22 protein-coding genes are annotated in these 25,027 nt (G+C 70.6%); 10 read left to right on the top strand and 12 right to left on the bottom strand.

The genetic code is table 11. The features are described from left to right. Positions 1–83 precede the first annotated feature (83 nt). From PC39_RS13395 to dusB, 3 genes are all read right to left on the bottom strand, one after another. A complete protein-coding gene (locus tag PC39_RS13395; RefSeq protein WP_353253904.1) occupies positions 84–2,249 on the bottom strand; it encodes an acetyl-CoA hydrolase/transferase C-terminal domain-containing protein in 2,166 nt (721 codons plus the stop codon). Then, entirely contained in the window at positions 2,246–2,581 is a 336-nt protein-coding gene (locus tag PC39_RS13390; RefSeq protein WP_353253903.1) for a TfoX/Sxy family protein, read from the bottom strand. The genes PC39_RS13395 and PC39_RS13390 overlap by 4 nt, the downstream gene beginning before the upstream one ends. A gap of 174 nt (positions 2,582–2,755) precedes the next feature. Further along, the gene (gene dusB / locus PC39_RS13385) at positions 2,756–3,736 is read right to left on the bottom strand and encodes a tRNA dihydrouridine synthase DusB (protein ID WP_353253902.1); all 981 of its coding nucleotides are present in this window, start codon (positions 3,734–3,736) and stop codon (positions 2,756–2,758) included. A gap of 205 nt (positions 3,737–3,941) precedes the next feature. Here dusB and PC39_RS13380 point away from each other — a divergent pair, with 205 nt between their 5' ends. Next, positions 3,942–4,472: a BON domain-containing protein gene (locus tag PC39_RS13380; protein WP_353253901.1), complete on the top strand. Its 531-nt coding sequence runs from the start codon at positions 3,942–3,944 to the stop codon at positions 4,470–4,472. Continuing rightward, positions 4,469–4,804 carry a hypothetical protein gene (locus PC39_RS13375; protein WP_353253900.1) on the top strand — a complete coding sequence of 112 codons (336 nt, stop codon included), beginning with the start codon at positions 4,469–4,471 and terminating at the stop codon, positions 4,802–4,804. Before PC39_RS13380 ends, PC39_RS13375 begins: the two co-directional genes overlap by 4 nt. Before the next feature lie 99 nt (positions 4,805–4,903). Here the strand turns inward: PC39_RS13375 and PC39_RS13370 are convergent, their stop codons facing one another. From PC39_RS13370 to PC39_RS13360, 3 genes are read right to left on the bottom strand one after another with little or no spacing between them, the layout of a single operon-like run. Continuing rightward, the gene (locus tag PC39_RS13370) at positions 4,904–5,728 is read right to left on the bottom strand and encodes an SDR family NAD(P)-dependent oxidoreductase (RefSeq protein WP_353253899.1); all 825 of its coding nucleotides are present in this window, start codon (positions 5,726–5,728) and stop codon (positions 4,904–4,906) included. Further along, entirely contained in the window at positions 5,725–7,041 is a 1,317-nt protein-coding gene (locus PC39_RS13365) for an NADH:flavin oxidoreductase/NADH oxidase family protein (RefSeq protein WP_353253898.1), read from the bottom strand. The genes PC39_RS13370 and PC39_RS13365 overlap by 4 nt, the downstream gene beginning before the upstream one ends. A 55-nt stretch (positions 7,042–7,096) precedes the next feature. Then, on the bottom strand, positions 7,097–8,392 hold the full coding sequence (locus PC39_RS13360) for an NRAMP family divalent metal transporter (protein ID WP_353253897.1): 1,296 nt from the start codon (positions 8,390–8,392) through the stop codon (positions 7,097–7,099). A 235-nt stretch (positions 8,393–8,627) separates the two neighbouring features. Between PC39_RS13360 and PC39_RS13355 the strand changes: the two genes are divergently transcribed. Further along, the gene (locus PC39_RS13355) at positions 8,628–9,407 is read left to right on the top strand and encodes a sulfite exporter TauE/SafE family protein (protein WP_353253896.1); all 780 of its coding nucleotides are present in this window, start codon (positions 8,628–8,630) and stop codon (positions 9,405–9,407) included. A 4-nt stretch (positions 9,408–9,411) separates the two neighbouring features. Here the strand turns inward: PC39_RS13355 and PC39_RS13350 are convergent, their stop codons facing one another. Further along, positions 9,412–10,188, bottom strand: coding sequence for a M48 family metallopeptidase (locus PC39_RS13350; protein WP_353253895.1), 777 nt, complete (start codon positions 10,186–10,188; stop codon positions 9,412–9,414). A gap of 105 nt (positions 10,189–10,293) precedes the next feature. Between PC39_RS13350 and uvrD the strand changes: the two genes are divergently transcribed. Together uvrD and PC39_RS13340 are read left to right on the top strand one after the other, a co-directional pair. Further along, positions 10,294–12,477 carry a DNA helicase II gene (uvrD, locus tag PC39_RS13345; protein ID WP_353253894.1) on the top strand — a complete coding sequence of 728 codons (2,184 nt, stop codon included), beginning with the start codon at positions 10,294–10,296 and terminating at the stop codon, positions 12,475–12,477. Between the two features lie 70 nt (positions 12,478–12,547). Further along, a complete protein-coding gene (locus PC39_RS13340; RefSeq protein ID WP_353253893.1) occupies positions 12,548–13,585 on the top strand; it encodes a transporter substrate-binding domain-containing protein in 1,038 nt (345 codons plus the stop codon). Positions 13,586–13,869: 284 nt separating this feature from the next. Here the strand turns inward: PC39_RS13340 and PC39_RS13335 are convergent, their stop codons facing one another. The 3 genes from PC39_RS13335 to PC39_RS13325 all read right to left on the bottom strand — a co-directional run bounded on the left by PC39_RS13335 (position 13,870) and on the right by PC39_RS13325 (position 18,598). Beyond that, a complete protein-coding gene (locus PC39_RS13335) occupies positions 13,870–14,505 on the bottom strand; it encodes an SPOR domain-containing protein (RefSeq protein WP_353253892.1) in 636 nt (211 codons plus the stop codon). 26 nt (positions 14,506–14,531) lie between these two features. Beyond that, positions 14,532–16,274, bottom strand: a complete 1,743-nt coding sequence (gene argS / locus PC39_RS13330) for an arginine--tRNA ligase (protein WP_353253891.1) — start codon at positions 16,272–16,274, stop codon at positions 14,532–14,534. 149 nt (positions 16,275–16,423) lie between these two features. Next, complete coding sequence (locus tag PC39_RS13325) at positions 16,424–18,598, bottom strand: primosomal protein N' (RefSeq protein ID WP_353253890.1); 2,175 nt, start codon at positions 18,596–18,598, stop codon at positions 16,424–16,426. A gap of 461 nt (positions 18,599–19,059) precedes the next feature. Between PC39_RS13325 and PC39_RS13320 the strand changes: the two genes are divergently transcribed. Both PC39_RS13320 and PC39_RS13315 read left to right on the top strand, forming a co-directional pair. After that, positions 19,060–20,295: a GGDEF domain-containing protein gene (locus tag PC39_RS13320; protein ID WP_353253906.1), complete on the top strand. Its 1,236-nt coding sequence runs from the start codon at positions 19,060–19,062 to the stop codon at positions 20,293–20,295. 47 nt (positions 20,296–20,342) lie between these two features. Next, on the top strand, positions 20,343–20,912 hold the full coding sequence (locus PC39_RS13315) for a Yip1 family protein (protein WP_353253889.1): 570 nt from the start codon (positions 20,343–20,345) through the stop codon (positions 20,910–20,912). On the opposite strand, the gene PC39_RS13310 is transcribed toward PC39_RS13315, so the two are convergent. Next, positions 20,902–21,396 carry a DUF4112 domain-containing protein gene (locus PC39_RS13310; protein ID WP_353253888.1) on the bottom strand — a complete coding sequence of 165 codons (495 nt, stop codon included), beginning with the start codon at positions 21,394–21,396 and terminating at the stop codon, positions 20,902–20,904. The two genes, PC39_RS13315 and PC39_RS13310, sit on opposite strands and share 11 nt — an antisense overlap. Before the next feature lie 51 nt (positions 21,397–21,447). Here PC39_RS13310 and PC39_RS13305 point away from each other — a divergent pair, with 51 nt between their 5' ends. Together PC39_RS13305 and PC39_RS13300 are read left to right on the top strand one after the other, a co-directional pair. Further along, positions 21,448–22,545 carry an alpha-hydroxy acid oxidase gene (locus tag PC39_RS13305; protein ID WP_353253887.1) on the top strand — a complete coding sequence of 366 codons (1,098 nt, stop codon included), beginning with the start codon at positions 21,448–21,450 and terminating at the stop codon, positions 22,543–22,545. After that, complete coding sequence (locus PC39_RS13300) at positions 22,542–23,618, top strand: SMP-30/gluconolactonase/LRE family protein (protein ID WP_353253886.1); 1,077 nt, start codon at positions 22,542–22,544, stop codon at positions 23,616–23,618. Before PC39_RS13305 ends, PC39_RS13300 begins: the two co-directional genes overlap by 4 nt. 78 nt (positions 23,619–23,696) lie before the next feature. Here PC39_RS13300 and PC39_RS13295 read toward each other — a convergent pair whose 3' ends face one another. Further along, positions 23,697–23,954 carry a hypothetical protein gene (locus tag PC39_RS13295; RefSeq protein ID WP_353253885.1) on the bottom strand — a complete coding sequence of 86 codons (258 nt, stop codon included), beginning with the start codon at positions 23,952–23,954 and terminating at the stop codon, positions 23,697–23,699. A 105-nt stretch (positions 23,955–24,059) separates the two neighbouring features. On the opposite strand from PC39_RS13295, the gene PC39_RS13290 reads away from it, so the two are divergent. Continuing rightward, positions 24,060–24,749, top strand: coding sequence for an FFLEELY motif protein (locus PC39_RS13290; RefSeq protein WP_353253884.1), 690 nt, complete (start codon positions 24,060–24,062; stop codon positions 24,747–24,749). Positions 24,750–25,027: the final 278 nt, after the last annotated feature.

Genomic DNA, 25,027 nt, shown 5'->3' with positions numbered 1-25,027 from the left:
GGTTTTTTGTTGCCCCTCACCCTAGCCCTCTCCCCAGAGGAGAGAGGGGACCAAGGAAACGGTCGAGCAGTGTGCCAGATGGTTCAGCCGAGCACCCCGTCGCGCGCCAGCGCCAGCACCACCACGGCCGCCAGCGCCCGCTCGCGCCAGTTCCGCGGAGTCGCGAGGTCCATGCGTTCCAGGTAGGGGCGGGCCGCGGCCGGCGGGCGCAGGACGGTGCCGGCGTGGCGCAGGGCGTCGGCGGCCAGGCGGGGGCGCGGCAGCGCGGCCAGGGCGCGCAGGCTCCGGGTGAGGGTGACTTCCTCGTCGGTGAGCTCGGTGCCGAACGGGAAACGGGGGAAGGCGCCGCCGGTGTCGGCGCCGTGCAGCAGTTCGCGCACGTGGTCCGGGGTGTTGGCGCGGGCGCGCTCGGGGATGCGCCAGTCTGCCGGGAGCTTGCCGGCGGCGACGGCCTCGGCCCGCAGGCCGTCCTGGAAGCGGGCGTCGGCGATCGAGATCATGGCCGCGATCACCTCGGCGTCGGTCTTGCCGCGCAGGTCGGCGATGCCGTACTCGGTGATGACGATGTCGCGCAGGTGGCGCGGGATGGTGGCGTGGGCGTAGCGCCAGACGATGTTGGATTCGGGGCCGTCGCCGGTCTCGCGCACGGCCCGCACGCACAGGATCGAGCACGCGCCTTCCAGGGCGTGGCCCTGGGCCACGAAGTTGTATTGGCCGCCCACACCGGACAGCACCTGGCCGTTCTCCAGGCCGTCGGAGACCACCGCGCCGTCCAGCGTGGCCTTGAGCGCGGTGTTGATGAAGCGGGCCTTGCGGCGCTGGGCCCGGCGCAGTTCCTCGCCGCCGTAGAGGTGGTTGATGTTGTCGACGGCGGTCATGCAGAACCGATCGCGCTCCTCGGGCGACAGGTCCTTCAGGCTGTCGTAGAAGCTCCGCGGTCCCAGGAAGAAGCCGCCGTGGACCACGGTGGCACCGGCCAGGCGGTCCCCCAGGCAGTGCTCGCAGACCGCTTCGAAATTGGCCGGCTCCGAAAGGTCCGGTCCGATGTGCGGCGGGCAGTCCGGGCCGCGCAGCTCGCCGGCCTCCAGGTGCACGCCCGCCCGGAACACGCCGGTGCGCAGCAGCCAGTCGACGTCCGCCGCGCCGAGTTCGCGGGCCACGGCGCCCTCGTCAAGCAGGGTGCGCAGGGTGTCCGGCGTGACGCGTTCGCCGATGCGGTCCGCGTCGAGCAGGCGCTGCAGGGTGGCGTCCGGGTACACCCGGCGCTTGATGACGCCCGCCCGGTAAAGCTGCATGTAGGCGTCCACGAACATCTCGGTGCAGCCGTAGAGGCCGCGCTCGAAGGGCGCCAGCCCGCCGTGGGTCTCGATCAGCCGGCCGTAGCGTTCGGTCAGGCCGGCGCGGGCCGCCAGTCGGCGGTAGTCCTCGTTGTGGTTGTGGCGGCGGTCGGCGCAGTAGGCGATCGCGTCCGACAGGGCGCCGATGCCGATCTGCAGGGTGCCGCCGTCGGCGAGCAGGGCGGAGGCGTGGAAGCCGATGGCGTAGTCGGGATCGCTGACCGGCATCGCCGGCGGCGCGAACGGGTCGAAGTCGTGGCCGGTGAGCACCGCGTCGAAGGTGGCGGCGTCGATCTCGGCGTCGCGGCCCATGTAGGGCAGGCGGTCGTTGTGCTGCGCCAGCATCACGATGTTCTCGCCGGCGGCGCGGCGGGCCTCGACGTGCGGGATCAGGGTCAGGGTGACGTCCGGGTTGCAGGACAGGCTCACGCGGTCGCCGTCCGGGTGCGGGGCCACCTGCTGCATGAGTACGTTGACGCCGTTGTCCAGCAGGTCGCGCGCGGCGTGCGTGTAGTTGGTGCTGCGGTAGTGGTGCTGGGCGTGGCCCTTGCCGAGCATGCTCGCCGGCTGGAAGAAGAACTCGGAGATCTCGATGTTCTCCGGCACCCGGTCGGCCTTGAGGTCGGCCAGGTAGGCGAGGTCCGGGTAGTCGCCGAAGACCCGGTCCACCAGCGGCCCGACCAGCCGCCGCTCCAGCTCGCCGGAAGCCTTGGGCGTGTCCAGCGACAGGGCCGTGAGCAGTTGCAGGCGGATGGACGGGTCGGCCTTGGCGCGGGCGTACAGGGCGTTGAGCAGGTGGTTGGGCTTGCCCAGGCCCAGCGGGGCGCCCACGGTCAGGTTCCGGCCGACCGTCTCCAGCAGCCAGTCGACGCAGGCCTCGGGATCGTCGAAGGGGCGTGGCCGGGCGCTCATGACAGCGGCGACCGCAGGGCGGCGGCCAGCGCCTCGCGCGCCCAGTCGAGCAGGGTGTCCGGGTCGTCCAGGGCCTCCGCCGGCGCCTCGTGGTAGGGCAGCGTCACCTCGCGCCCGCGCTGGGCGTAGGTGAAGGCGGGCAGGTCCGCGGCCTCGAAGTCGGGCCGGTTGCCGTCGTCGACCCGCAGGTAGAGCGTGTCGTCGAAGATCAGGCCGAACATGCGATCGTCGTAAAAGATGCCGTGGCCGCCGAACATCCGTTTCGCCCGCACCGGTCCCAGCGGGGCCAGGCAGTCGGTCACGAAGTCGGCGAACTCGCTGGATGCGGGCATGACGTCGACGATATCACGGGTATCTGGGAGATTAACCACAGAGGCACAGAGGCACAGGGAAGCAAGGGCGTGAGGCAGACAAATTCCAAAGACATGAAAGTCACCAATTCTTTCTGTCTTTTCTTGAAGTGTCTTCGCTCTGTGCCTCTGTGTCTCTGTGGTTAGTCTTTTCTTTCAGGCGGCTGTCGCTAATGCCGGCGCGTCGTAGTGCAGGCTCATCAGCCGGAGCTGGCGCACGGCGGTCTCGGCGGCGAGGATGTCGTGACGCAGGGCGGGATGCGGGGCGCGGTGCTCGAACTGCCAGGCGATGTGCTTGCGGGCCACGCGCACGCCCTGGGTCTCGCCGTAGAACTCGTGCAGGCTCTCCAGCAGTCCCAGGACGATGCCGCGCTCCTCTTCCAGGGACAGCGCGGGGCGTTCCCGGCCGGTGCGCAGGTAGTCCCCGATCTCCCGGAACAGCCACGGCCGGCGGCAGGCGGCGCGGCCGATCATCAGGCCGTCGGCGCCGGTCGCCGCGAGCACCGCGGCGGCCTTGGTCGGCGAGTCCACGTCGCCGTTCGCGAGCACCGGGATCGAGACCGTCTCCTTGATCGCGCGGATGGTGGCGTACTCGGTCCGGCCCTCATACATCTGCGCGCGGGTGCGGCCATGCACCGCCAGGGCGGCGATGCCGGCGGCCTCGGCGAGGCGGGCCACGCGCACGCCGTTGATGCGGTCGGCGTCCACGCCGATGCGGCACTTGAGCGTCACCGGCACGTCCACGGCGGCGACCACCGCGTCCAGGATGCGGCCGACCAGCGTCTCGTCGGCGAGCAGGGCCGAGCCGGCGGCCTTCTTGCAGACCTTCTTGGCCGGGCAACCCATGTTGATGTCGATGATGTCGGCGCCCCGATCGACGTTGAAGCGGGCGGCCTCGGCGAGCTGGTCGGGCTCGGCGCCGGCGATCTGCACGATCACGGGCGCCGGCTCGCCGTCGTGGTCGAGCCGCAGGCGGCTCTTGCGGGTGTCGCGTAGCCGCGGGTTGGACGCCACCATCTCGCCCACGGTCATGCCCGCGCCCAGGCGCCGGCACAGCGTCCGGAACGGCCGGTCGCTGACGCCGGCCATGGGGGCGGCGGCGAGGTTGTTGGCGAACTGGTAGGGGCCGATGTGCATGGGGCGGTATTGTAACGGTGTGGGGGTTTTTCTATCCCCCCTCACCCTGACCCTCTCCCCCTGAGGGGGAGAGGGGAAAAGATGTAGTCGTCGCCTCTCCTCTGAGTGGGAGGGGGGGGGGGGATGTAGTCGCGGGCTTGTGGCTTTAAATGCCGCGCAGGCGTGGTAGCGTTAAGGCAATGACACTTGCCCGAGGAGATGCCGCGTGATCCGTACAGTTGTCGCCATCGTCGTCCTGATCGCCGTCGCCGGCTGCAGCGAGGATCCGCAGCAGCGCTACGAGCGCGCCGCCGCCAACCTGGAGGCCGCCAAGCAGGCCCGGGCCGAGGCCCAGTCCGCGGTCGACGAGAAGAAGGCCGAGCTGCGGCGTCTGCAGGAGAAGCTGGACGCCGCCGAACAGCGCCTGGCCAAGGCCCGCGAGCGCATGGAACAGGCCTCCGAGGCGGTGAACGCCAGCGTCAACGACGAGGTGCTGTTCCGCAGCATCCAGCGCGCCCTGCTCGACGAGGAGCGCTTCGCGGGCGCCGCCATCGCCGTGGGGGTGCAGGACCGCGTCGTGACCCTGACCGGCACCGTGCCGGACGAGGCCACCCGCAAGGCCGCGGTCCGGGTCGCGGGCGAGCACGCCGGCGTGAAGGAGGTCGTGGACTTCCTCGAGGTCGCCGGCGAGGGCGGCGGCCAGCGCGGCGGCGATAAGAACAAGACCAACCAGAGCGAGAAGGGAGAGGGCTCATGATCCTGAAACTGGCATTGATCGTGTTGGCCGCGGTCGCCGTGGGCGGCGCCGGCCTGGCCTTGATCCGGGGCCTGCCCGGCTGGATGCGCCTGGGGCACGGCGCGGCCGCGGGCGCGGGACTGCTGTTGCTGCTGATCGGCGCCCTGGGTTCCGGCGGCAGCCAGACCATCTGGCTGGCCTTCGGCCTGATCGCCGCGGGCTTCGCGGGCGGCGCCGTGCTGTTCGGCGTGATCTACAAGGACCGCAAGCCGCCGGGCCTGTTCATCGCCGGCCACGGCGCGCTCAACGCCGTCGGCGTGGCGGTGCTGGCCTGGGCGGTGCTCGCGCCGTAGGCGCTTGCAAGCGATCCACCGATTACACGGATTTCGCGGATTGTCCGGAAGGCCATTTGATCCGTGTCATCCGTGTAATCAGTGGATGCTTTCAAGACCTCACGCCATCTTGAGGATGCGGTCCACCAGGCCGACGTAGCGCATCGGCATCAGCCGGGGCAGTAGCTGCAGGAACTTGGCGTCCGCGCCGATGACCACGCGGCCCTTGCCCTTGCGGATGCCGGCGACGATGTCGGCCGCCGCCTTCTCGGGCGAGGTGCGGGCGATCTTGTCGAAGGTTTCGACCGCCTCGTCGCGGCCCTTGCCGCCGATGCCCTGCGAGAAGCGGGCGCGGCGGGCGATCTCGGTGGCGATGCCGCCGGGGTGCACGCAGGTCACGCCGATGGGGCTGTCCGCCAGCTCGATGCGCAGGGTCTCGGTGAAGCCGCGCACCGCGAACTTGGCCGCGCAGTAGGCGCTCTGCGTGGGCACGCCGATCAACCCGAACAGGCTCGACAGGTTGACGATGTGGCCCTCGTCGGCCTTTCTGAGGTGCGGCAGGAAGAAGCGGGTGCCGTAGACCACGCCCCACCAGTTGATCCCGAACAGCCACTCGACGTCCTCGATGGCCATGTCCTCGACGGTCTGGGACAGGGCCACGCCCGCGTTGTTGATCACGATGTTGACGCCGTCGTGCTCGGCGGCCGCGGCGTCGGCCCACTCGGCCATGCGCGCCTTGTCGGCCACGTCCACGGTGTGCTGCGTGATTCTGCGGCCGGCGGCCGCGCGGCCCTCGGCCAGGCGCACGGTCTCGGCCAGGCCCGCCTCGTCCACGTCGGACAGGGCCAGGGCGCAGCCGGCGTCGGCCAGGGCCAGCGCGGTGGCGCGGCCGATGCCGGAGCCGGCGCCGGTGATGGCCGCCACGCGGCCGTCGAGTTGTCTCATCGGGTTCCCTCCTTGGCGAGTTCCTTCTGGAACGGCTTGATCCGGCGGGCGGTCCGGAATTCATTGCGGAAATGGCCGAGCAGGCCGCCCAGCGCCCCCAGCTTGAGGTTCGGCTCGCGGCCGTCGCCCAGGCGCAGGATCTGCATGTAGTACCAGCCCATCATCCCGAAGATGTTCAGGAACTTCATCGCGAACCAGCGGCTCTGCGGCCCGAACAGCCCGCTGCCGATGGTCAGGTCGCGCTCGTGGGTGTCGGCGGCGTCGACCGTGCCCTCGAACAGCCGCTTGACGAAGTGCGGGTCGGTGACCAGCGGGCGGCCGATGCCGATGATGTCGGCGTCGCCGTCGGCCAGGGCCTGCTCCATGACCCGGCGCGAGCGGAAGCCGCCGGTGACCATCAGCGGCACCGTGGCGACGTCGCGCACGGCCTTGGCGTACTCCAGGAAGTAGGCCTCGCGTTCGACGGTGGAGGCCTTGGTGCTGGCGTCGTAGTTCTCGGCCTTGCCGCGGTGGCCGACCATGCCCGGCTGCTCGTAGCTGCCGCCGGAGATCTCCAGCAGGTCGACGCCGGCCTCGTTGAGCCAGCGGATCACCTGCAGGCTCTCCTCCTGGGTGAAGCCGCCCTTCTGGAAGTCGGTGGAGTTGAGCTTGACCGAGATCGGGAAGTCGTCGCCCACCGCCTTGCGGGTGGCCTTGACCGTCTCCAGCAGGAAGCGCGCCCGGTTCTCGGGGGAGCCGCCCCACTCGTCGGTGCGCTTGTTGACGCGCGGCGTGAGGAAGTCGCTCAGCAGGTAGCCGTGGGCGGCGTGGAGCTGCACGCCGGTGAAACCCGTCTCGCGCGCCACCGCCGACACGTGGGCGAAGCGGCCGATGAAGTCCTCGATCTCGGCGCCGGTCATGGCCCGGGGCTTGGCATAGGCGCCCAGGATCTTCAGGGGTACCTCGGAGGGCGCCAGCGGCTCACGGGTGACGTAGTTGGGCGACTGGCGGCCGGCGTGCGCGATCTGCATCCAGAGGTGGTTGCCGCCGCCGACGGTGCCGGCCTCGGCCCAGGCGCGCAGGCGGTCGCGGCCTTCCTCGCTGTCGACGCAGACATTGCCCGGCCGCTCCAGCACCCGCCGGTCGATCTGGACGTTGCCGGTGATCAGCAGCCCGGCGCCGCCCTCGGACCAGAGCCGGTAGAGCCGGTTGTGGCGCTCGGTGGCCCGCAGGCGCTCGTCGGCCAGGCCCTCGGTCATCGCCGCCTTGGCGATGCGGTTGGGCAGGGTGGCGCCGCAGGGCAGCGTCAAGGGCTGTTGCAATGGATCGCTCACGGGTTTTTTCCCCCTCCCGAATGAGCGGTCAGCTTACATGCCGCCCGCGCCGGCGTCAGCCGCCGCGCATGAACAGGAACCACCACAGGAACAGCCCGGTGAAGCCGACGAAGAACGCCATGCCGGCCCAGCTCAGCACGTGCAGCACGGGACCGGGCCGGTACGCGGCGTCCACCCAGGGCGCCCGGATCGCCTTGTAGTTGATGTAGGCGAACACCGGCGAGGTCAAAAACGAGATCACCATCGCCACCTGCAGCATCTGGCCGAGGCCGTGCAGGTAGAACTTGGTGATCACGTAGGTCACGGCGACGCTCAGCAGGATCCAGACGTAGTGCACGGCCCGCAGGCGGTGGATGTCCTCGGTGCCGCCCCGGATCAGCAGGGTGCAGGTCGCCAGGGAGCGCGGCCAGCCGTCCACGCAGGTCAGGGTGGTGCTGAACATGGCGGTGAAGGCGGCCACGGCGATGATCCAGTAGGCCCAGGGGCCGATCGAGGCGGTGTACAGGTCGACGAGCTGGCTGGCGAAGGTCGCGCTGCTCATGGAGATCTCGCGGCCCGAGCCGTGGATCACCAGGGCGCCCAGGGCCAGGAAGAACACCGCCAGCACCACGGTGACGATGTAGCCGAGATGGAAGTCGACCATGGCCTGGGACATGGTCGCGCGGTAACCGGTCTCGCGTTGGCGGGCGGGCATCCACAGCGACGGCCAGACGGCGACGTCGATGGGCGCCGGCATCCAGCCCATGAACAGGATGATGAAGCCGAGCGCGGCGAGGTTCCACGGGTCCTCGCCGACGAAGCCCTCGACCGGTGCCACCGGGTCGACGGCGGCCGCGAACACCGCCGCGAAGGTGGACACCGCCAGTAGCAGGATCACCAGCTTGGCGATCTTGTCCAGCATCCGGTAGTGGCCGACGATGATGATCGCGGCGCAGACCGCGGCCACGATCAGGGTCAGCTCCGCCAGGGGGATGCCCAGCGCCTGCACGCCGAAGTTCAGGGACAGGCTGGCCGTGATCATGGCCACGCCCGCGATGTTGAGGAAGGCGTTGACCAGGTTGAGGCCGAAGAAGGCCAGCAGGTAGGCCAGGCCCATGCGGCGGAAGCCGTGCAGGATGGTCTCGCCGGTGGCGGCGGTATAGCGCTCGCCGTACAGGAAGAACGGGTACTTGAACAGGTTGACCAGCAGCAGCAGGCCCAGCAGCGACCAGCCGTAGCGGGCGCCGGCCTGGGTCGAGGACACCAGGTGCGAGCCGCCGATGGCGGCGCCCGCCATCAGGATGCCCGGCCCCAGGGCCTTCATCAGTTGCTCGCGCGGGGTAAGGGTCGTCGGCTCGGCGGCGTGGCTCATGCGGGAGGCCCTTCTCGTCGGTATCGTTCGTTGATTCGGCTTGTTGCCGCGGGCGGTGCTGGCGGCCGGCGACCGCCCGCGATTATCGTGGGCGCGCCGGCATCCGATCGAAGCGGGGGACAGCCATGCATTCCCTTCCGGCGCCCGGGCGGCGATTCTGCCGCCTCGCGGGCGCGGCCTCAATGGGCGTATTTCCTACACATCGTGCGCGTCGGTCCGCGCGGGGAGACGGCCGATGATCGAGCTCACCCTCGCCACGGGGCTCCTGGTCGCCACGGCGGGCCTGGCCTGCGGCTTCCTCAACACGGTTGCCTCCTCGGGCTCGGCGGTGTCCCTGCCCATGCTGATCTTCCTGGGGCTGGATCCGGTGACCGCCAACGCCACCAATCGCTTCCCGGTCCTGGTCGCCGCGGGCACCGCCAGCGTCAGTTTCCACCGCCGCGGCCACATGCCCTGGCGCACCGCGCTACGGATCAGCCTGCCGTCGGTGGCGGGCGCGGCGATCGGGGTCGGCTTGGCGGAGGCGCTGCCACAGCGCGACCTCGGCCTGGTGATCACGGCGGCGGTGCTGGTGGCGCTGGGTCTGCTCTTCACGAAGGTCAAGGACGCGGTGGCGCGGGCCCCGGAGGGGGATATCCGCCTCGGCCCCGCGCAGTATCTCGCGTTCCTGGCGATCGGGTTGTGGCTGGGGTTCATCGTCCTGGACGGCGCCACCTACCTGCTGCTCGCCCTGGTCCTGGCGGTGCGCCTGCCCCTGGCCGAGGCCAACGCCGTCAAGAGCGCGGTGATCGTGCCGACGTCGCTGGTGGCCCTGGCGTGGTTCGTCTACAACGGGCACGCCGCCTGGGGGATCGGCGCGGTGCTGGCCGCCGGCAGCGTCGCCGGGGGTGTTCTGGGCGCGCGCCTGGCCTGCTCGGATGCCGCCCGGCGCTGGATCTTCCGCATCCTGGTGCTGGCACTCACGGCCGAGACCGTGCACCTCGGCCTGCACTACCTGCACGGGACCACGGCATAGCCGGTCAGCCGCAGCTCGGCGTGCGCCCGGCGCCGCGGGCCTGCTCGTAGAGTTGCCGCGCCTTGGGCATGTTCTCCTGGAGCGCGCCGATGCGGCTGCCGTGGCTGGGGTGGGTGGACAGGAACTCCGGCGGCTGACCTTCCGAACGCTCGGCCATGTTCCGCCACAGGGCCACCGACGCCTCGGGTCGGAAACCGCTCCGGGCCATGAGCTGCAGGCCGAGGATGTCGGCCTCGCTCTCCTGGGCGCGGGAGAAGGGCAGGAGTACGCCCACCTGGGTGCCCAGGCCGAGCAGGGACATCACCTTCTGGCCGGTGGCGCTCTGGCCGGCGCCCGAGACCGCCGAGACCAGTTCCAGGCCGCTCTGGGCGGCGAACGAGGTCGAGACCCGTTCGTTGCCGTGGTCGGCGAGCACGTGGGCCACCTCGTGCGCCATCACCGCGGCGAGCTGGTCCTGGTTCTCGGCCACGTCGAGCAGGCCGGTGTAGACGCCGATCTTGCCGCCGGGCAGGGCGAAGGCGTTGGCCTGGTCGTCGGCGAAGACGGTCACTTCCCAGTTGCCGCCGGTCTGCGCCGTGATGGCGTTGGCGATGCAGCGCACGTAGCGGTTCACCGAGGCGTCGGAGCTGGTCTTGGTCTCCTTCTTGATCTCGGCATAGCTGGCCGCGCCCATCTGCGCCAGCTCGGCCTCGGGGAACAGCTTGAGCTGCGGCCGGCCGAGCGGCGAGGTGGCGCAGGCGGTCACCGCCGCGGCCAGGAGCAGGACGATCGATCGGCGCATGGTTCGGGGTTCCTCTGTTGCCATGCCGGGAACGCGGGCCATTGTGGCGCAGGGTGACTGAACGCGCCATGAATGCCCCCGGGCGTGCGGGTACAATCGGAGCCCATGGATGATGTCTCCCATATCCTCGAGGGTCTGAACGAAGCCCAGCGCGAGGCCGTCGGCGCGCCGCTCCAGCACGTGCTGGTATTGGCCGGGGCGGGCTCGGGCAAGACCCGGGTGCTCACGCACCGCGTGGCCTGGCTGGTGGGCGTCGAGGGCGTCTCGCCGCAGTCGATCCTGGCGGTGACCTTCACCAACAAGGCCGCCGGCGAGATGCGCGGGCGCATCGAGTCGTTGCTGGGCATCTCCGGCACCGCCATGTGGGTGGGCACCTTCCACGGCATCGCCCACCGCATGCTGCGGCTGCACTGGCGCGAGGCCGGTCTGCCCCAAGCCTTCCAGATCATCGACGCGGACGACCAGTACCGGCTGATACGCCGCGTGCTCAAGGGCCTGGACCTGGACGAGACCCGCTGGCCGCCGCGGCAGATGCAGTGGTTCATCAACGGCGCCAAGGAGGAGGGCCGGCGGCCGCAGCACCTGGCCGACACGGGGGATTACGCCCGCGCCCAGATGATCCGTATCTACGCCGCCTACGAGGAGGCCCGCGAGCGCGCCGGCCTGGTCGATTTCCCCGAGCTGCTGCTGCGCGCCCACGAGCTGATCCGCGACAACCCCGACCTGCAGGCGCATTACCGCAAGCGCTTCCGCCACCTGCTGGTGGACGAGTTCCAGGACACCAACGCCCTGCAGTACGCCTGGATCCGTCTGCTGGCCGGCGACGCCGACGGCCGCGCCGGCGGTCACGTATTCGTGGTCGGCGACGACGACCAGTCGATCTACTCCTGGCGCGGCGCGCGGGTGGACAACCTGATGCGCTTCACCGAGGACTTCCCGGACACGCTCACAGTGCGCCTGGAGCAGAACTACCGCTCCACCGCCACCATCCTGGGCGCGGCCAACGGCCTGATCCGCTGCAACAGCGCGCGCCTGGGCAAGGAACTGTGGACCGACGACCGCGAGGGCGAGCCCATCGACGTCTACGCCGCCTTCAACGAATACGACGAGGCCCAGTACGTCATCAACCAGATCCAGGGCTGGCTGGCGGACGGCGGCTGCCGCTCGGACGTGGCCATCCTCTATCGCTCCAACGCCCAATCGCGGGTGTTCGAGGAGGGCCTGATCCGCGCCGAGATCCCGTACCGCATCTACGGCGGCCAGAAGTTCTTCGAGCGCGCCGAGGTCAAGGACGCGCTCGCCTACCTACGCCTGATCAAGGCGCGCGCCGACGACGCCGCCTTCGAGCGCATCGTCAACACGCCCACCCGCGGCATCGGCGCCACTACCGTGGACAAGATCCGCGCCCATGCCCGCGGCAACGCCCTGAACATGTGCCAGGCCGCCGCCGAGATGGCGGCGGACGGCCTGCCCGCGCGCGCCGCCGGCGCGGTGCGCAAGTTCCTGGCGCTGATCGACGACCTCGACGAGGCCGTCGACGACAAGCCGCTGCACGAGGCGATGGAATTCGTCATCGAGCACAGCGGCCTCAAGGGCCATCACGGCAAGGACAAGTCCGAAAAGGCCGAGGCCCGGCTGGAGAACCTGGAGGAACTGGTCTCCGCCGCCCGCTCCTATGTCCCCGACGAGGACGACGTCGCCGACGAGATCACCCAGTTCCTGACCCACACCGCCCTGGAGGCCGGCGAGAACCAGGCCGGCGAGTGGGACGACTCGATCCAGCTCATGACCCTGCACGCCGCCAAGGGCCTGGAGTTCCCGCTGGTATTCCTGGTGGGCATGGAGGAGGGGTTGTTCCCGCACCAGCGCTCGATCGAGGACGCCAACGGCCTGGAGGAGGAACGGCGCCTGTGCTACGTGGGCATGACCCGCGCCATGCGCCGGCTGCACCTGACGCACGCCGAACTGAGGCGGCTGCACGGCAGCGAGAACCTGTGCGCGCCGTCGCGCTTCCTGCGCGAGATCCCGCCGCAGTACCTGCGCGAGGTGCGCCCGCGGGTGCAGGTGAACCGCCCCGTCTACCGGCCCTCGGCGGCGGCCGTGTCCGGTTCGGCGGACACCGGCCCCGACGGCGTGCGCCTGGGCCAGCGGGTGGCGCACAAGAAATTCGGGGAGGGCGTGGTCATGGCCTTCGAGGGCGATGGCGCCCGCGCCCGCATCCAGGTCAACTTCGACGCCGTAGGCAGCAAGTGGCTGATCGCGGGGTTTGCGAAGTTGCAGCCGCTATAGAAAAGTGTCGCGTTTCGAGTTTCGAGAGGGGCTCGGTCAGGACCGGGGGTGTCGGATGTTTCGATGGTTGATGTTGGGCTTGGCGTTCTGGGCCGCCGGCGCGGCGGCGCAGCCGGAGCCGTTGGTCGTGGGTACGCGGGTGGTGCCGCCGTTCGTGATCGAGAACGACGCCGGGGAGCTGTCCGGCATCAGCATCGAGTTGTGGGAACGGGTCGCCGCCGACATGGGCCTGGAATACGAGTACCGGCGCACGGATCTGGCCGGGATGCTCGACGGCGTCCGGAACGGCCGGCTGGACGTGGCGGTCGGGGCCCTGACCATGACCGCCGAGCGCGAGCGCAGCATCGACTTCACGCATCCCTTCCACACCTCCGGACTGGCCGTGGCCGCGCGGCCCGGCGGCTCCGCCTGGGCCGCCCTGGCCGGCTTCTTCTCCGGCGAGTTCCTGCTGGCGGTGGCGGGCCTCGGCGCCCTGCTGCTGGCCGTGGGTGTCGTGATCTGGGTGTTCGAGCGGCGCGGCAACCCCGAGGAGTTCGGCGGCACCACGGTCGAGGGTCTGGGCAGCGGCTTCTGGTGGGCCGCGGTGACCATGACCACGGTGGGCTACGGCGACAAATCGCCCCGGACCCTGGGCGGCCGCGTCGTCGGCCTGATCTGGATGTTCGCCGCCATCATCCTGATTTCCGGCTTCACCGCGGCGATCGCCACCTCGCTGACGGTGGGCAGCCTCGACAACCGCATCGAGGGCGTGGACGACCTGCGCCGGACCACGGTGGCCACGGTCGATCGCGCCACCAGCGGACAGGCCCTGGACGCCCGCGACATCCCCTTCCGCCCGGTCGCCGATGTCGAGGCCGGTCTGGATGACCTCGCCGCCGGCCGGGTCGAGGCCGTGGTCTACGACGCCCCGATCCTGCAGTACCTGGTGAACCACGAGTATCCGCGCCGCGCGACGGTGCTGCCGTTCCGCTTCGAGCGCCAGGACTACGCCCTTGCGCTGCCCGAGGGCAGCGACCTGCGCGAGCCGATGAACCGGCGCATCCTGGCGATCGTCGGCGGCGAGGAGTGGGACGACGTGCTGGCGGACTACCTCGGCGAGCGGCCTTGACTTGATAAGGCTAACCACAGAGGCACAGAGGGCACAGAGGCTGCGAGGTCAGTAAGAGACTAACCACAGAGGCACAGAGACACAGAGGAAGTAAAAGTAGCAGAGCGGGATAAGCGAAGAGTTCCCGGCATGCCACAGTTGCCGGAAATGGGCCTGACCGTCCCTTGTCACGCCCTGGATGTTTCTCTTCTATATCTTGCTTTTCTCTCCGTGCCTCTGTGTCCCTGTGGTTAGTTCTCTTGCCTCTGTGCCCTCTGTGCCTCTGTGGTTAATCTTCTTGCAAATCATTCTTCCCGCGCCCGCATCACCAGCGTGTCGATGTCGTTCTCGCGCAGGCGCTTGAGGATGCCGTTGAGGCGTTCCAGTTCCTCGACGGGGCCGCTGCGCACGCGGTAGACGGTGCGGCCGTCGTCCAGCTTCACGCTCTGGATCTCGGACTCCAGCCCCAGCAGGGCCAGCTCGGCCTTGCGGCGGTCGGCGTCGGCGTACTCGGAGAAGGAGCCGGCCTGGATGCGGTAGCGGCCCGGCTGGCGGACCTTGGGCGAGGTCTTGGCGGTGGCGCCGTCGCTATCGCCGTTCTCGTATTCCTCCTCCGGGATCACCACCTCGTAGTTGGGCAGCATCTCGTAGAAGGCGAAGCGCGGCTCGCTTTTCTTGTCGCCGCCGCCGTCCTTGCCGGCCGGGCGGCGTTCGGCCGGGGGATTGTCGCTGTCCACGGTGGTGATGGTCAGGCCGGACATGCCGCCGGCGCGGCCGAACACGTAGACGCCGGCCGCCACGACCAGGCCCAGGCAGACGCCGCAGACCAGCCAGACCCAGCCCGGCGGGCCGTCGTTGCGGCGCTTGGCGGCGGGGCGGCTGCGGGTGTTTCGCTTCTTCTTGCCGCCGCCGCTGCGGTTACGGGCGTAGTCGCGTGCCATTCAGGGTTCTCGCTTCCGGATGGCTCTCACATGGATTCGGGCGCGGAGACGCCCAGCAGTTCGAGGCCGTTGGCCAGCACCCGGCGGGTGGCGTAGACCAGGGCCAGGCGGGCGTTGCGCAGGGCCGCGTCCTCGACCAGGAAGGTATGCGCGTTGTAGTAGCTGTGGAAGGCGTCGGCGGTGTCGCGCAGATAGTGCGCCAGCGTGTGCGGGGCGTAGCCCAGGGCCGCCGTCTCGATCACCTCCGGGTAGCGCGACAGCGCGGTGAGCAGGCGCTGCTCGTGGTCGGTGTCCAGGCGGGACAGGTCGGCGGCGTCGCGCTCGAATGCCCAGCCGCGGTCGGCGAGCTGGGTGTCGACGCTGCACACCCGGGCGTGGGCGTACTGGATGTAGTAGACCGGGTTGTCGTTGCTCTGCGACTTGGCCAGCTCCAGGTCGAAGTCCAGGTGCTGGTCGTTGGAGCGCATCACGTAGAAGTAGCGGGCCGCGTCCACGCCCACCTCGTCGCGCAGCTCGCGCAGGGTCACGTACTCGCCGGCGCGCGTGGACATGGGCAGGCGCTCGCTGCCGCGGTAGAGGTTGGCGAACTGCACCAGTTGCACCGCCAGCCGGTCCTCGGCGCCGGTCAGCGCCCGCACCGCGGCGGTCACCCGCGGCACGTAGCCGTGGTGGTCGGCGCCCCAGATGTCCACCAGCCGGTCGTAGCCGCGGTCGAGCTTGTGCAGGTGGTAGGCGATGTCGGCGGCGAAATAGGTATGGCCGCCGCCGCTGCGGATCAGCACCCGGTCCTTCTCGTCGCCGAAGCGCGAGGCCGCGAACCAGGTGGCGCCCTCGGCCTCGTACACGTGACCGCCCTCGCGCAGCCGTTCGATGGCCGCCGCCACCGCGCCGTCGTCCACCAGGCCGCGCTCGGAGAACCAGCGGTCGTAGCCCACCCGGAAGCCGGCCAGGTCGTCCTCGATGTCGGCGATCTGGTCGGCGAGGATGAAGTCCAGCAGCTCGCGGAAGGCGTCGTCGCCCAGCAGGGCCTTCGCGCGCCGGATCAGGCCGTCGACGTGGGCATCCTTGTCGCCGCCGTCGGGGGCGTCCGCGGGCACGTCCTCGAATACCGCCGCGGCCGGATGCCGGAAGCGCTCGCCATGTTCGGCGAGCAGGCGGTCCGCGGCCTCGCGGACATAGCCGCCGCGGTAGGCGTTGCTGGGGTAGGTCAGGGTCTCGCCGGCGGCCTCCAGGTAGCGCAACCACAGGGACAGGGCGAGGATGTCCATCTGCCGGCCGGCGTCGTTGACGTAGTACTCGCGGTGCACGTCGAAGCCCGCGGCCGCCAGCAGGCGCGCCACGCAGTCACCGTAGGCGGCGCCGCGGCCGTGGCCGACATGCAGGGGGCCCGTGGGGTTGGCGGAGACGAACTCCACGATCACCCGCCGGCCGGCGCCCGCGTCGCTGGTGCCGTAGGCCTCGCCGGCGTCGAGCACGGTCGTGGCCACCGACTGCAGCGCCGCCGGGGTCAGGAAGATGTTGATGAAGCCCGGCCCCGCGATCTCGACGCGGTCCACCAGTTCCGATTCCGGCATCGCCGCCACGATCGCCTCGGCCAGCTCGCGCGGCGGGCGCCGCGCCGGCTTGGCCAGGGTCATCGCCAGGTTGGTCGCGAAATCGCCGTGCGCGGCGTCGCGGGTACGCTCGATGTGCGGCACCGACGGCGCCTCGACCTCGGGCAGCGCCGCCGCCACCGCCCGGCTCAGGAGCTCCTGCAGGTGCGTCTTCAAGGTGGCTCGCAACGGGTGTCGGGTGGAAAGGCCGTGCAGTTTAACGGCTGCACCGGCGAGCGGCTAGCCGGCAAGCCTCGGGTTGCCGGTTCGTTCGAGGCAGCCCAGCCGCATGAGACATGAAACGATTTGACCCGCGATGGTGCGGATCAAATGAGATCCTGCGGATCCACGTCGATCGCCCAGCGCACCCGCCGGGCGCCGGGCAGCTCGGCGAGCCGGGGCAGCCAGGCGTCCAGGAAGCGGTGCAGGTCGCCCCGGCGACCGGCGCGCAGCAGCAGGTGGAAGCGGTAGCGGCCGGCGCGGCGTTCCATCGGCGCCGGGGCCGGCCCCCAGAGCTCGACCCCGGCGGCGTCGCCGGCCAGGTCCGCGGCGGCGTCCAGGAAACGGGCCGGCGCCTCGGCGCCCGGGGCCTCCGCCTGCAGCAGGGCCAGGTGCCCGAACGGTGGCAGGCCCACCGCCTCGCGCTCGGCGAGCATGGCCTCGGCGAAGGCGTCGTAGCCGGATTCCAGCAGCCGCCGTAGCAGCGGATGGTCGGGATGCCGGGTTTGGAGCACCACCTCGCCGGCCCGGTCGCCGCGCCCGGCGCGGCCGGCCACCTGGGTCACGAGCTGGGCCATGCGCTCGAAGGCGCGGAAGTCGGCCGAGAACAGGCCGTGGTCGGCGTTCACCACACCCACCAGCGACAGGTCCGGGAAATCGTGGCCCTTGGCCAGCATCTGGGTGCCCACCAGCAGCCGGGCCGCGCCGCTGCGGACCTCGGCCAGCAGGTCCTCCAGGCGGCCCTTGGCGGCGACCGCGTCGCGGTCGAAGCGGGCCAGGCGGACGTCCGGAAAGCGCGCGCGCAGGGCGGCGGCGACGCGCTCCGTGCCCTCGCCCACGGCGATCAGCTCCTTGCCGCCGCAGTGTTCGCAGACGGCGGGCGGCGACCGCTGGGCGCCGCAATGGTGGCAATCCAGGCGGCGCCCGCCGCGGTGCAGGGTGAGCGCGGCGTCGCAGCGCCGGCAGTGGGCGATCCAGCCGCAGTCGTGGCAGATCAGGGCCGGGGCGTAGCCGCGCCGGTTGAGGAACAGCAGGGCCTGACCGCCGCCCTCCAGATGGTGGGCGATGCGCTGCAGCAGCGGTTCCGAGAGCCCCTCCGAGAGCTTGCGGCTGCGTACGTCCAGCAGCCGCACCGCGGGGATGTCGGCGCCGGTGGCGCGCCGGGTCAGGCGCAGGTGCCGGTAGCGGCCGCGGCGGGCGTTGTGCAGGGTCTCCAGGGCCGGCGTGGCGGAGCCGAGCACCGCCGGCACGTCCTCGATCTGGGCCCGGCGCACGGCCAGGTCGCGCGCCGAGTAACGCAGGCCGTCCTGTTGCTTGTAAGAGGGATCGTGCTCCTCGTCCACCACGATCAAGCCGGGCCGCGCCAGCGGCGTGAACACCGCCGAGCGGGTGCCCAGGACCACGCCGGCGCTGCCCTCGCGGGCCGCCAGCCAGGCGTCCAGGCGTTCGGCATCGCCCAGGCCCGAGTGCAGCACCGCGATGGGCGTGGCCAGACGGTTCGAGAAGCGCTCGATGAGCTGCGGCGTGAGGCCGATCTCCGGCACCAGGATCAGGGCCTGCCGGCCCGCCGCCAGGGCCCGCTCGACCAGCGCCAGGTAGACCTCGGTCTTGCCGCTGCCGGTGACGCCGTGCAGCAGGTGCACTGCGAAATCCGAGCCCACGGCGCCGACCGCCGCTGCCTGCTCGGGGCCAAGCGCCGGCGTCGGCGCGCCTGCGGCCGGCGCTGCCGGCGCCGCGGCGACCGATTCGATCCAGCCGTGGGCGGCCATCCGCCGCAGCGTGTCCGCCGGGGCCGGGCAGCGCTCGCGCAGGGCGGCCGTGGTCAGGCCGGCGGGGGCGTCCGCCAGCACCCGCCATATCTCTTGCTGACGGGGGGCGCGCGCGAGGTCGGCCCCGTCCAGGGCGCGGCCGGTCTCGGTGAGCCGCCAGAGCCGCGGCGGGCGCCGCTCGGCCGGCCGCCCCTGCCGCAGCAGCACCGGCAGCGTGGCGGCATAGACCTCGCCCAAGGGGTGGTGGTAGTAGCGCGCGGCCCAGGTGCAGAGTTCGCGCAGGCCGGGCGGCAGCACGGGCTCGCTGTCGAGCACGGCCTCGATGCGGCGCAGCCGCCCGCCGGCCACGGCGGGCTCGGTGCTGGTGGCCGTGACCACGCCCACCAGCCGGCGGCGCCCGAACGGCACCCGCACGCGCGCGCCGGGCACCGGCGCCGGTCCGGCGGCCGGCGGGAGATAGTCGAAGCCGCCGTGCAGCGGGGCCGGCACGGCCACGCGGATGGCTCGGCTCATGGCGACAGTCTAATCGCTCGTGGCCGCCGATGGTGGAAACCCGCCGCGACCTGCCGCAAGGTGGGGTGGTGATGTCCGGTCATGGCATGCTGACCGGCGGGAAGCGCGGAAAGTCGCGGGATCGCGGGCGGCAGGCCTGTGGATAACTTTGGGGATAGTCTCGCCCCCGGCCTAGCGATTTTTTGTGGCAATCTTGCGTCTTATTTCAATCGATTTTCGTAATATAAAAATAATGAAAATGGAAACAACACATTACGAAGGGTGTCCGCTATCGTCGGGACGGAGGTTGACTTTAATCGGGGCTCATGTTCCTGGGAGCGGCATTGTGCATAACCTGCCGGCAAGCCGGATTTTCCCGCAAACAAGCGGTATCCGCCGAGGCACGAACGGTCGTCGCCGGCGTCCGTTGTTGCGATGCAGCGCGCAGGGTGCCGTCCCGTGGGCCGGATCGGGGCGTGACCATGGTGGATAGCCGCGGCAAGCATGCCGAATCCGCCGGTCGGTTGCCCTCCGATGCCTTCCAAAACGACGGGGCACGGCGGGGGTTCCACCGACTGCACTTCGAGCCCGGCCTGGAGAGCGAGTTCCGCGTCTACTACGACGCGGTCAATCGCGGCCAGGCCAGGGTCGTGTTTCTGTTCGGCGCGATGATCCTGCTCGTGTTCTCGTTGCATAACCTGCACGCGTACGCCCCGCCGCTCAACCACATGGCGTTTTTCGTGCAGGGCGTCGTGCTGGCCCCGATACTGGCATTGGCCTGGCTGGGGTCGTATGTCGAGCGGCTGCGTCTCGCGGTGTTGTCGCTTGCCTGCCTGTCCGCGGTGACGGTCGGTCTGTTCTCGCTCTATGCGCAGGCCTATCGGCAAGGCGAGCCGTTCCCCTACGAGGGCATGCTGCTCCTGCTCATGGTCGGGTATTTCGCGGTGGGGCTGCGTTTCCCGCAGGCCCTGGCGTTCGGTGTGCTGCTCGTGCTGACGTTCGTCCTCAGCGAGATCGCGTGGTCGCCGGAGCAGGGACGTCTGCCGCGGCACGTGCTGTACCTGATCAGCGCCAACGTCATCGGCGCGATCGGGGCCTATTCGCACGAGTACAGCCGTCGCCACGAGTTCCTGGCGGCCCGCCAGCTCCGCAGCGAGGCCAACCGCGACGGCCTGACCGGGCTGCACAACCGACGCTACCTGGACGAGCAGTTCCCGCGCTTGTGGGCCCAGGCCCAGCGCGAGCGCCGTCGGATCGCCGTGGCCTTCTTCGATGTCGACTATTTCAAGGCCTACAACGATGCCAAGGGTCACCTGGCCGGCGACGACTGCCTGCGGGCCTTGGCGCGGGCCCTGGCCGCGCAGGCCCAGCGGCCGCTGGATATCGCCGTGCGCTACGGCGGCGAGGAGTTCCTGCTGGTCTGGTTCGACCTGGATCCGGCCGAGGTGCTGGTGGATATCGCCGAGCGGGCGCGGCAGCGGGTCGCGGCACTGGGGTTGCCGCACGAGGCCTCGCCGGTCGGGGATTTCGTGAGCGTGAGCTGCGGCGCGGCGGCCACGGTGCCGACCGCCGGGCAGGACCCGATGGCGTTCCTGGAACGGGCGGACGCGGCCCTGTACGAGGCCAAGCGCCGCGGCCGCAACCAGACCGTGGCCGTGCCCCATTTCGTGGCGCCGGAAGAGGTGATGTATTCCCAGCCGGAGATCGTGGAGACTTGAAGCCGTCGCCGCCCGGCTCGAGGGACGGCCCATCGCGGAGACCACCGATGCGGGATTGGAACAAGACATTCGAATTGCTCAAGGGAGCGGTCCTCCAACCCGAACCGACCTGGCGGGCGTTTCGCTCGCGCCGGACCGGTTGGCGGGATACCGCCTTCGCGGTGGCGGTGCCCATGGCGGCCGCGGTCGCGGTCCTGGCGCCGATACTCGCCTGGCTGTTCGGCAGCAACGTGCTGCCGGGTCTGGGCGGCCTGCTGGCGCAGATGCTGTTGCTGTTCGTCGGCGGGCTGTTGGCCCTGGCGCTGTCCGGCGCGGTGTTCGGGCTTATCGCGGGCAGCTTCGGCGGGCGCAGCAGTTTCGACGACGGCTTCGCGGCCGTGACCCTGGCCTCGGTGCCGGGCTTCGCCGGTCAGCTCGTGGGCGCGGTGCCGCTGATCGGCTGGCTGGCCGCCCTGGGCCTGTCCATCTACAGCCTGGTGCTGTTGTATCGCAACCAACCGGTGTTCCTCGGTATTCCGGAGAACCGGCGCGTCGCGCATTTCGTGGTGTCGCTGGTGATCCTGGTGGTGGTCTGGATGCTGGTGAGCGCGCCGGTGGCCGGGCTGTTCATGCCGTAAGGGCGCGCAACAGCCACAGGGATACCGCGGCCGCCAGCAGCAGGCCCGCCGCCAGCACCGCGGCCGCGCGCCAGCCGGCGTCACGGGCCGGCGGTGCCAGTTCGCGGTCGAGCCAGTCCTCCAGCAGCCGCCGGTTGCGGCGGTTGGCCCGCCAGGCGATATCCGCGACGTCGCCCAGCACCGGGATCAGGCCGACCGCGAAATCCAGGGCCAGGTTGAGCCCCATGCGCGCCAGCAGGCGCGGCGGCGCGCGCAGCCGGATCGCCTCCCCGACCAGGGCGCTGGACAGCAGCAGGCCGACGAAGTCCCCCGCCACCGGGATCAGTCCGACCAGGGCGTCGATGCCGACCCGCACGCCGATCACCGGGATGCGTACGGCGTCGTCCAGCCAGCGGGCCCAGCGCGCCAGGCGGTCGCGGCTGCGGCGCCGGCGTTCGGCCAGGGCATCTGCGCTGGCGGCCGTGTCATGGTCGGTACGGGTCATGGCGATGCTATCCTGCGGCGGATCGGATCGGACGATGCGGTGACAGCGAGCATGGACTTGGTGAATCTGGCGGACTATGCGGCCGCCGCGCAAGCCCGCCTCGACAAGGCGGCCTACGAGTATTACGCGGGCGGCGCCCTCGACGAGCTCACCCTGCGGGACAATAGTGCGGCCTACCGTCGTATCGGTCTGCGCTATCGGGTACTCGCCGGCGTCGGGGAGCCGGATCTGCGAACGAGTATCCTCGGCCACGACGTGTCGATGCCGATCGCGGTGGCGCCGACCGCCTTTCACCGCATGGCGCACGAGGACGGCGAGCTGGGCACGGTGCGCGCCGCCGGCGAGGCCGGCACGCTGTTCATCCTGAGCGGTCTGTCGAACACGGCCATGGAGGAGGTGTTCGCGGCCGCCAGCGGCCCCCGCTTCTTCCAGCTCTACATCTACAAGGACCGCGCGGTGACGCGCGACCTGGTGGCGCGGGCCGAGGCCGCCGGCGCCCAGGCCATCGTGCTCACCGTGGACACGCCGGTCTGGGGCAAGCGCGAGGCCGACGTGCGCAACAACTTCTCGCTGCCCGCGGGACTGTCGGTCGAGAACCTGTCGCCGGCGGGCAAGGCCGACTTCCCCGCCGGCGAGGGCTCCGGCCTGGCCAATTACGTGGCGTCCATGCTCGACGGCGCCCTGGGCTGGGACGATCTCGACTGGCTGTGCTCGATCACCGACCTGCCGGTGCTGGTCAAGGGCGTGTGCGTGGCCGAGGACGGCGCCCTGGCGATGGCACACGGCGCCGCCGGCGTGATCGTCTCCAACCACGGTGGCCGCCAACTCGACGGCTGCCCGGCCACCATCGACGTGCTGCCCGAGGTGGTCGAGGCCGTGGCCGGTCGCGGCGAGGTCTACGTCGACGGCGGCATCCGCCGCGGCGGCGACGTCTTCAAGGCCCTGGCGCGCGGCGCGCGCGCCGTGTTCCTGGGCCGGCCGGTCCTCTGGGGGCTGGCCGCCGCCGGCGGTCCCGGCGTGGGCGCGGTGCTGGAGCTCCTGCGGCGCGAGCTCGCGGACACCATGGCCCTGGTGGGCTGCCGCGACGTGTCCGCGATCGGCCCGGAATATCTTGTCGAACGGTGCGGGAACGAAGGGAGGACATCATGAACAAGTTTCTCGGGATCGTTCTGATCCTGATCCTGGCGGGCGCCGCCTACCTGGTCTTCTGGCCGGTACCCATCGAGCCGGTGGCCTGGGATGCGCCCGAGGCGCCCGGACTGGAAGGGCCCTACGCCGTGAACGATCGGCTCGCCGGGGTCGAATGGCTCGCCAAGGGCGTCGCCTCGGGACCCGAGGACGTCGCGGTGGACGACCAGGGTCGGATCTACGGCGCCTACGCCGACGGCAAGATCCGCCGCCTGCAGCCGGACGGCTCCGGCGCGGCAGTGTTCGCCGACACCGGCGGCCGGCCGCTGGGGATGGACTGGGCGCCGGACGGCAGCCTGGTCGTCGCCGACGCCGTGCGCGGCCTGCTGGCGGTGCGGCCGGACGGCACGGTCCGGACCCTGGCCACGGCGGCCGCCGGCGTGCCGTTCGGGTTCGTGGACGATGTCGCCGTCGCCGAGGACGGCACCGTCTATTTCTCCGACGCCTCGCACAAGTTCGGCATGCACCACGTGATGGCCGACATCATCGAGCACGGCGGCAACGGCCGGCTGCTCAAGTACGAGCCGATGGCGGACGAGGTCACCGTGCTGCTGCAGGGCCTGCAGTTCGCGAACGGCGTGGCCGTGGGGCCGGGCGAGCGCTACGTGCTGGTCAACGAGACCGGCGCCTACCGGGTCACGCGTTACTGGCTGACCGGCGATGCCGCCGGCGGCAGCGATACCTTCGCCGCGAACCTGCCCGGTTTCCCGGACAATATCTCCTACGACGGCGAGGACACCTTCTGGCTGGCGATCTACGCCCCGCGCAATCCCTCGCTCGACTACATGTCGGACAAGCCGTTCCTGCGCAAGGTCGCCTATCGCCTGCCGGAGCAGTTGCAGCCGGGCACGAAGAAGCATGCCATCGTGCTCGGCCTGAGCACCGGCGGCGATGTGCTCTACAACCTGCAGGATGCCTCGGCGGATGCCTATGCCCCGATCACCGCGGTGGAGGAGGTCGGGGACATCCTTTACTTCGGCAGCCTGACGGCGCCCGCGATGGCGCGCATGCCGGTGCCAGACGGGACGCGCTAGCCCCGAACGAAAAAGGGGCCGGCCCCCCTCGGGCCGGCCCCCGTGCCCCGCGGTGCGGGGCCGCGTCGGATTCGCTTGTCAGTTCTGCGAATCCTCCGTCGCGTCCTCCATGGACTCCTCCATCCGGTCGCCGGTCTCCTCGGCGGCGTTGCCGAAGTCCTCGGCGGAATCCTCGACGGCGGAGTCGTCCTGGAACATCTCCTTGGTCTCGTCCACGGCCTCGTTGGCCTCTTCCTTCATGTCCTCGCGGGTATCCTGCTCGCAGGCCGCGAGACCGAGGCCGCTCAGGCCGATGAGCGTCGCGGCGGCAAAGGTGACCATCCTGCTACGATTCATACGTTTACTCCCTATAAAGCGTTACAACGTGAATTATCGTCGTACGGTCGTGCCAGCCGCACTGCCCTCGGATATTACGCCGCCGTTGCCCGGATTCAAGTCCGGATGCCCCGGCGCGGCCCCGTGGTCGGTCCGATGAGCGCGGAATTGACGGCCATCCTGCATCGCCACGCGGCGCTGCGCGAGCACCACGATCCGGCGTTCGCCGCCCATGTGGCACGTCTCCGCGGCTGGCAGGCCCGGCGGCTGTACGCACGCCATGCCGATGTCGCCGAGCGTGCCCGCGCCACGCCGTTGCTGCGGTATTTCGCCGAATCCTTCTTTCGCGACCTCGATCTGGGCGAGCTGACCGGCGACCCCGACGCCGCCGGCGCCCGTCTCGGCCGGCTGCTGCCGGATTCGCGCATGCTGCGCGATGCGCTCGCCTTCGCCACCCTGACGCGGGAATTGGACGAGGCCGTGGCCGAGCGGCTGGCGCCGGACCGGGAGATCGTCGCCGCGGCCTATGTGCGCGCCTACCGCGAGGTCGGCGGCCTCGACGACCGGCGCCGTCAGTGCGGGCTCGCCGGCGACCTGGCCGCGGACCTGGAGGGAATCGCCCGCAGACGCTGGGCGCACATGGGTTTCAAGCTGGCGCGCGGTCCGGCACACGCCGCCGGCATGGGCCGGCTATACGACCGGATCGCGGCGGGTTTCGACGCCCTGCGGCGGCTGCCGGACGCCGCCGGCGCGCACCGCGCCGTGCAGCGGATGCTGGCGGACGAGCGCGAGTGCATCGACCGTCTCCTGGGGTGACGCTCGGAAGGTGTCTACGAAACGTAGCGAACGAAGGCAGGTCTGGCGCCGCCGGAGCGCAGTAGTTTTGTAGACACCCTCTCAATCCGCGCACATCCGCGGATTGCTTCTTCCTGGAACCGCCCGCCCAGGTTCGTTTCCACTCCGGCAGTTCGGTCGCCGGGGCGCTACGCGGTCAGCGCCGTGCCAAGCCAAGGCATTTGTTTTATCCGCAGATGGACACCGATTAACGCAGATTGGCTGGGGCTGTTCTTTAATCTGCGTCCATCGGCGTAATC

Source organism: Salinisphaera sp. PC39 (assembly GCF_040361335.1).
Lineage (GTDB): Bacteria > Pseudomonadota > Gammaproteobacteria > Nevskiales > Salinisphaeraceae > APNM01.
Note: the sequence above shows the minus strand (reverse complement) of the source record. Positions and strands in the feature narration are given on the sequence as shown.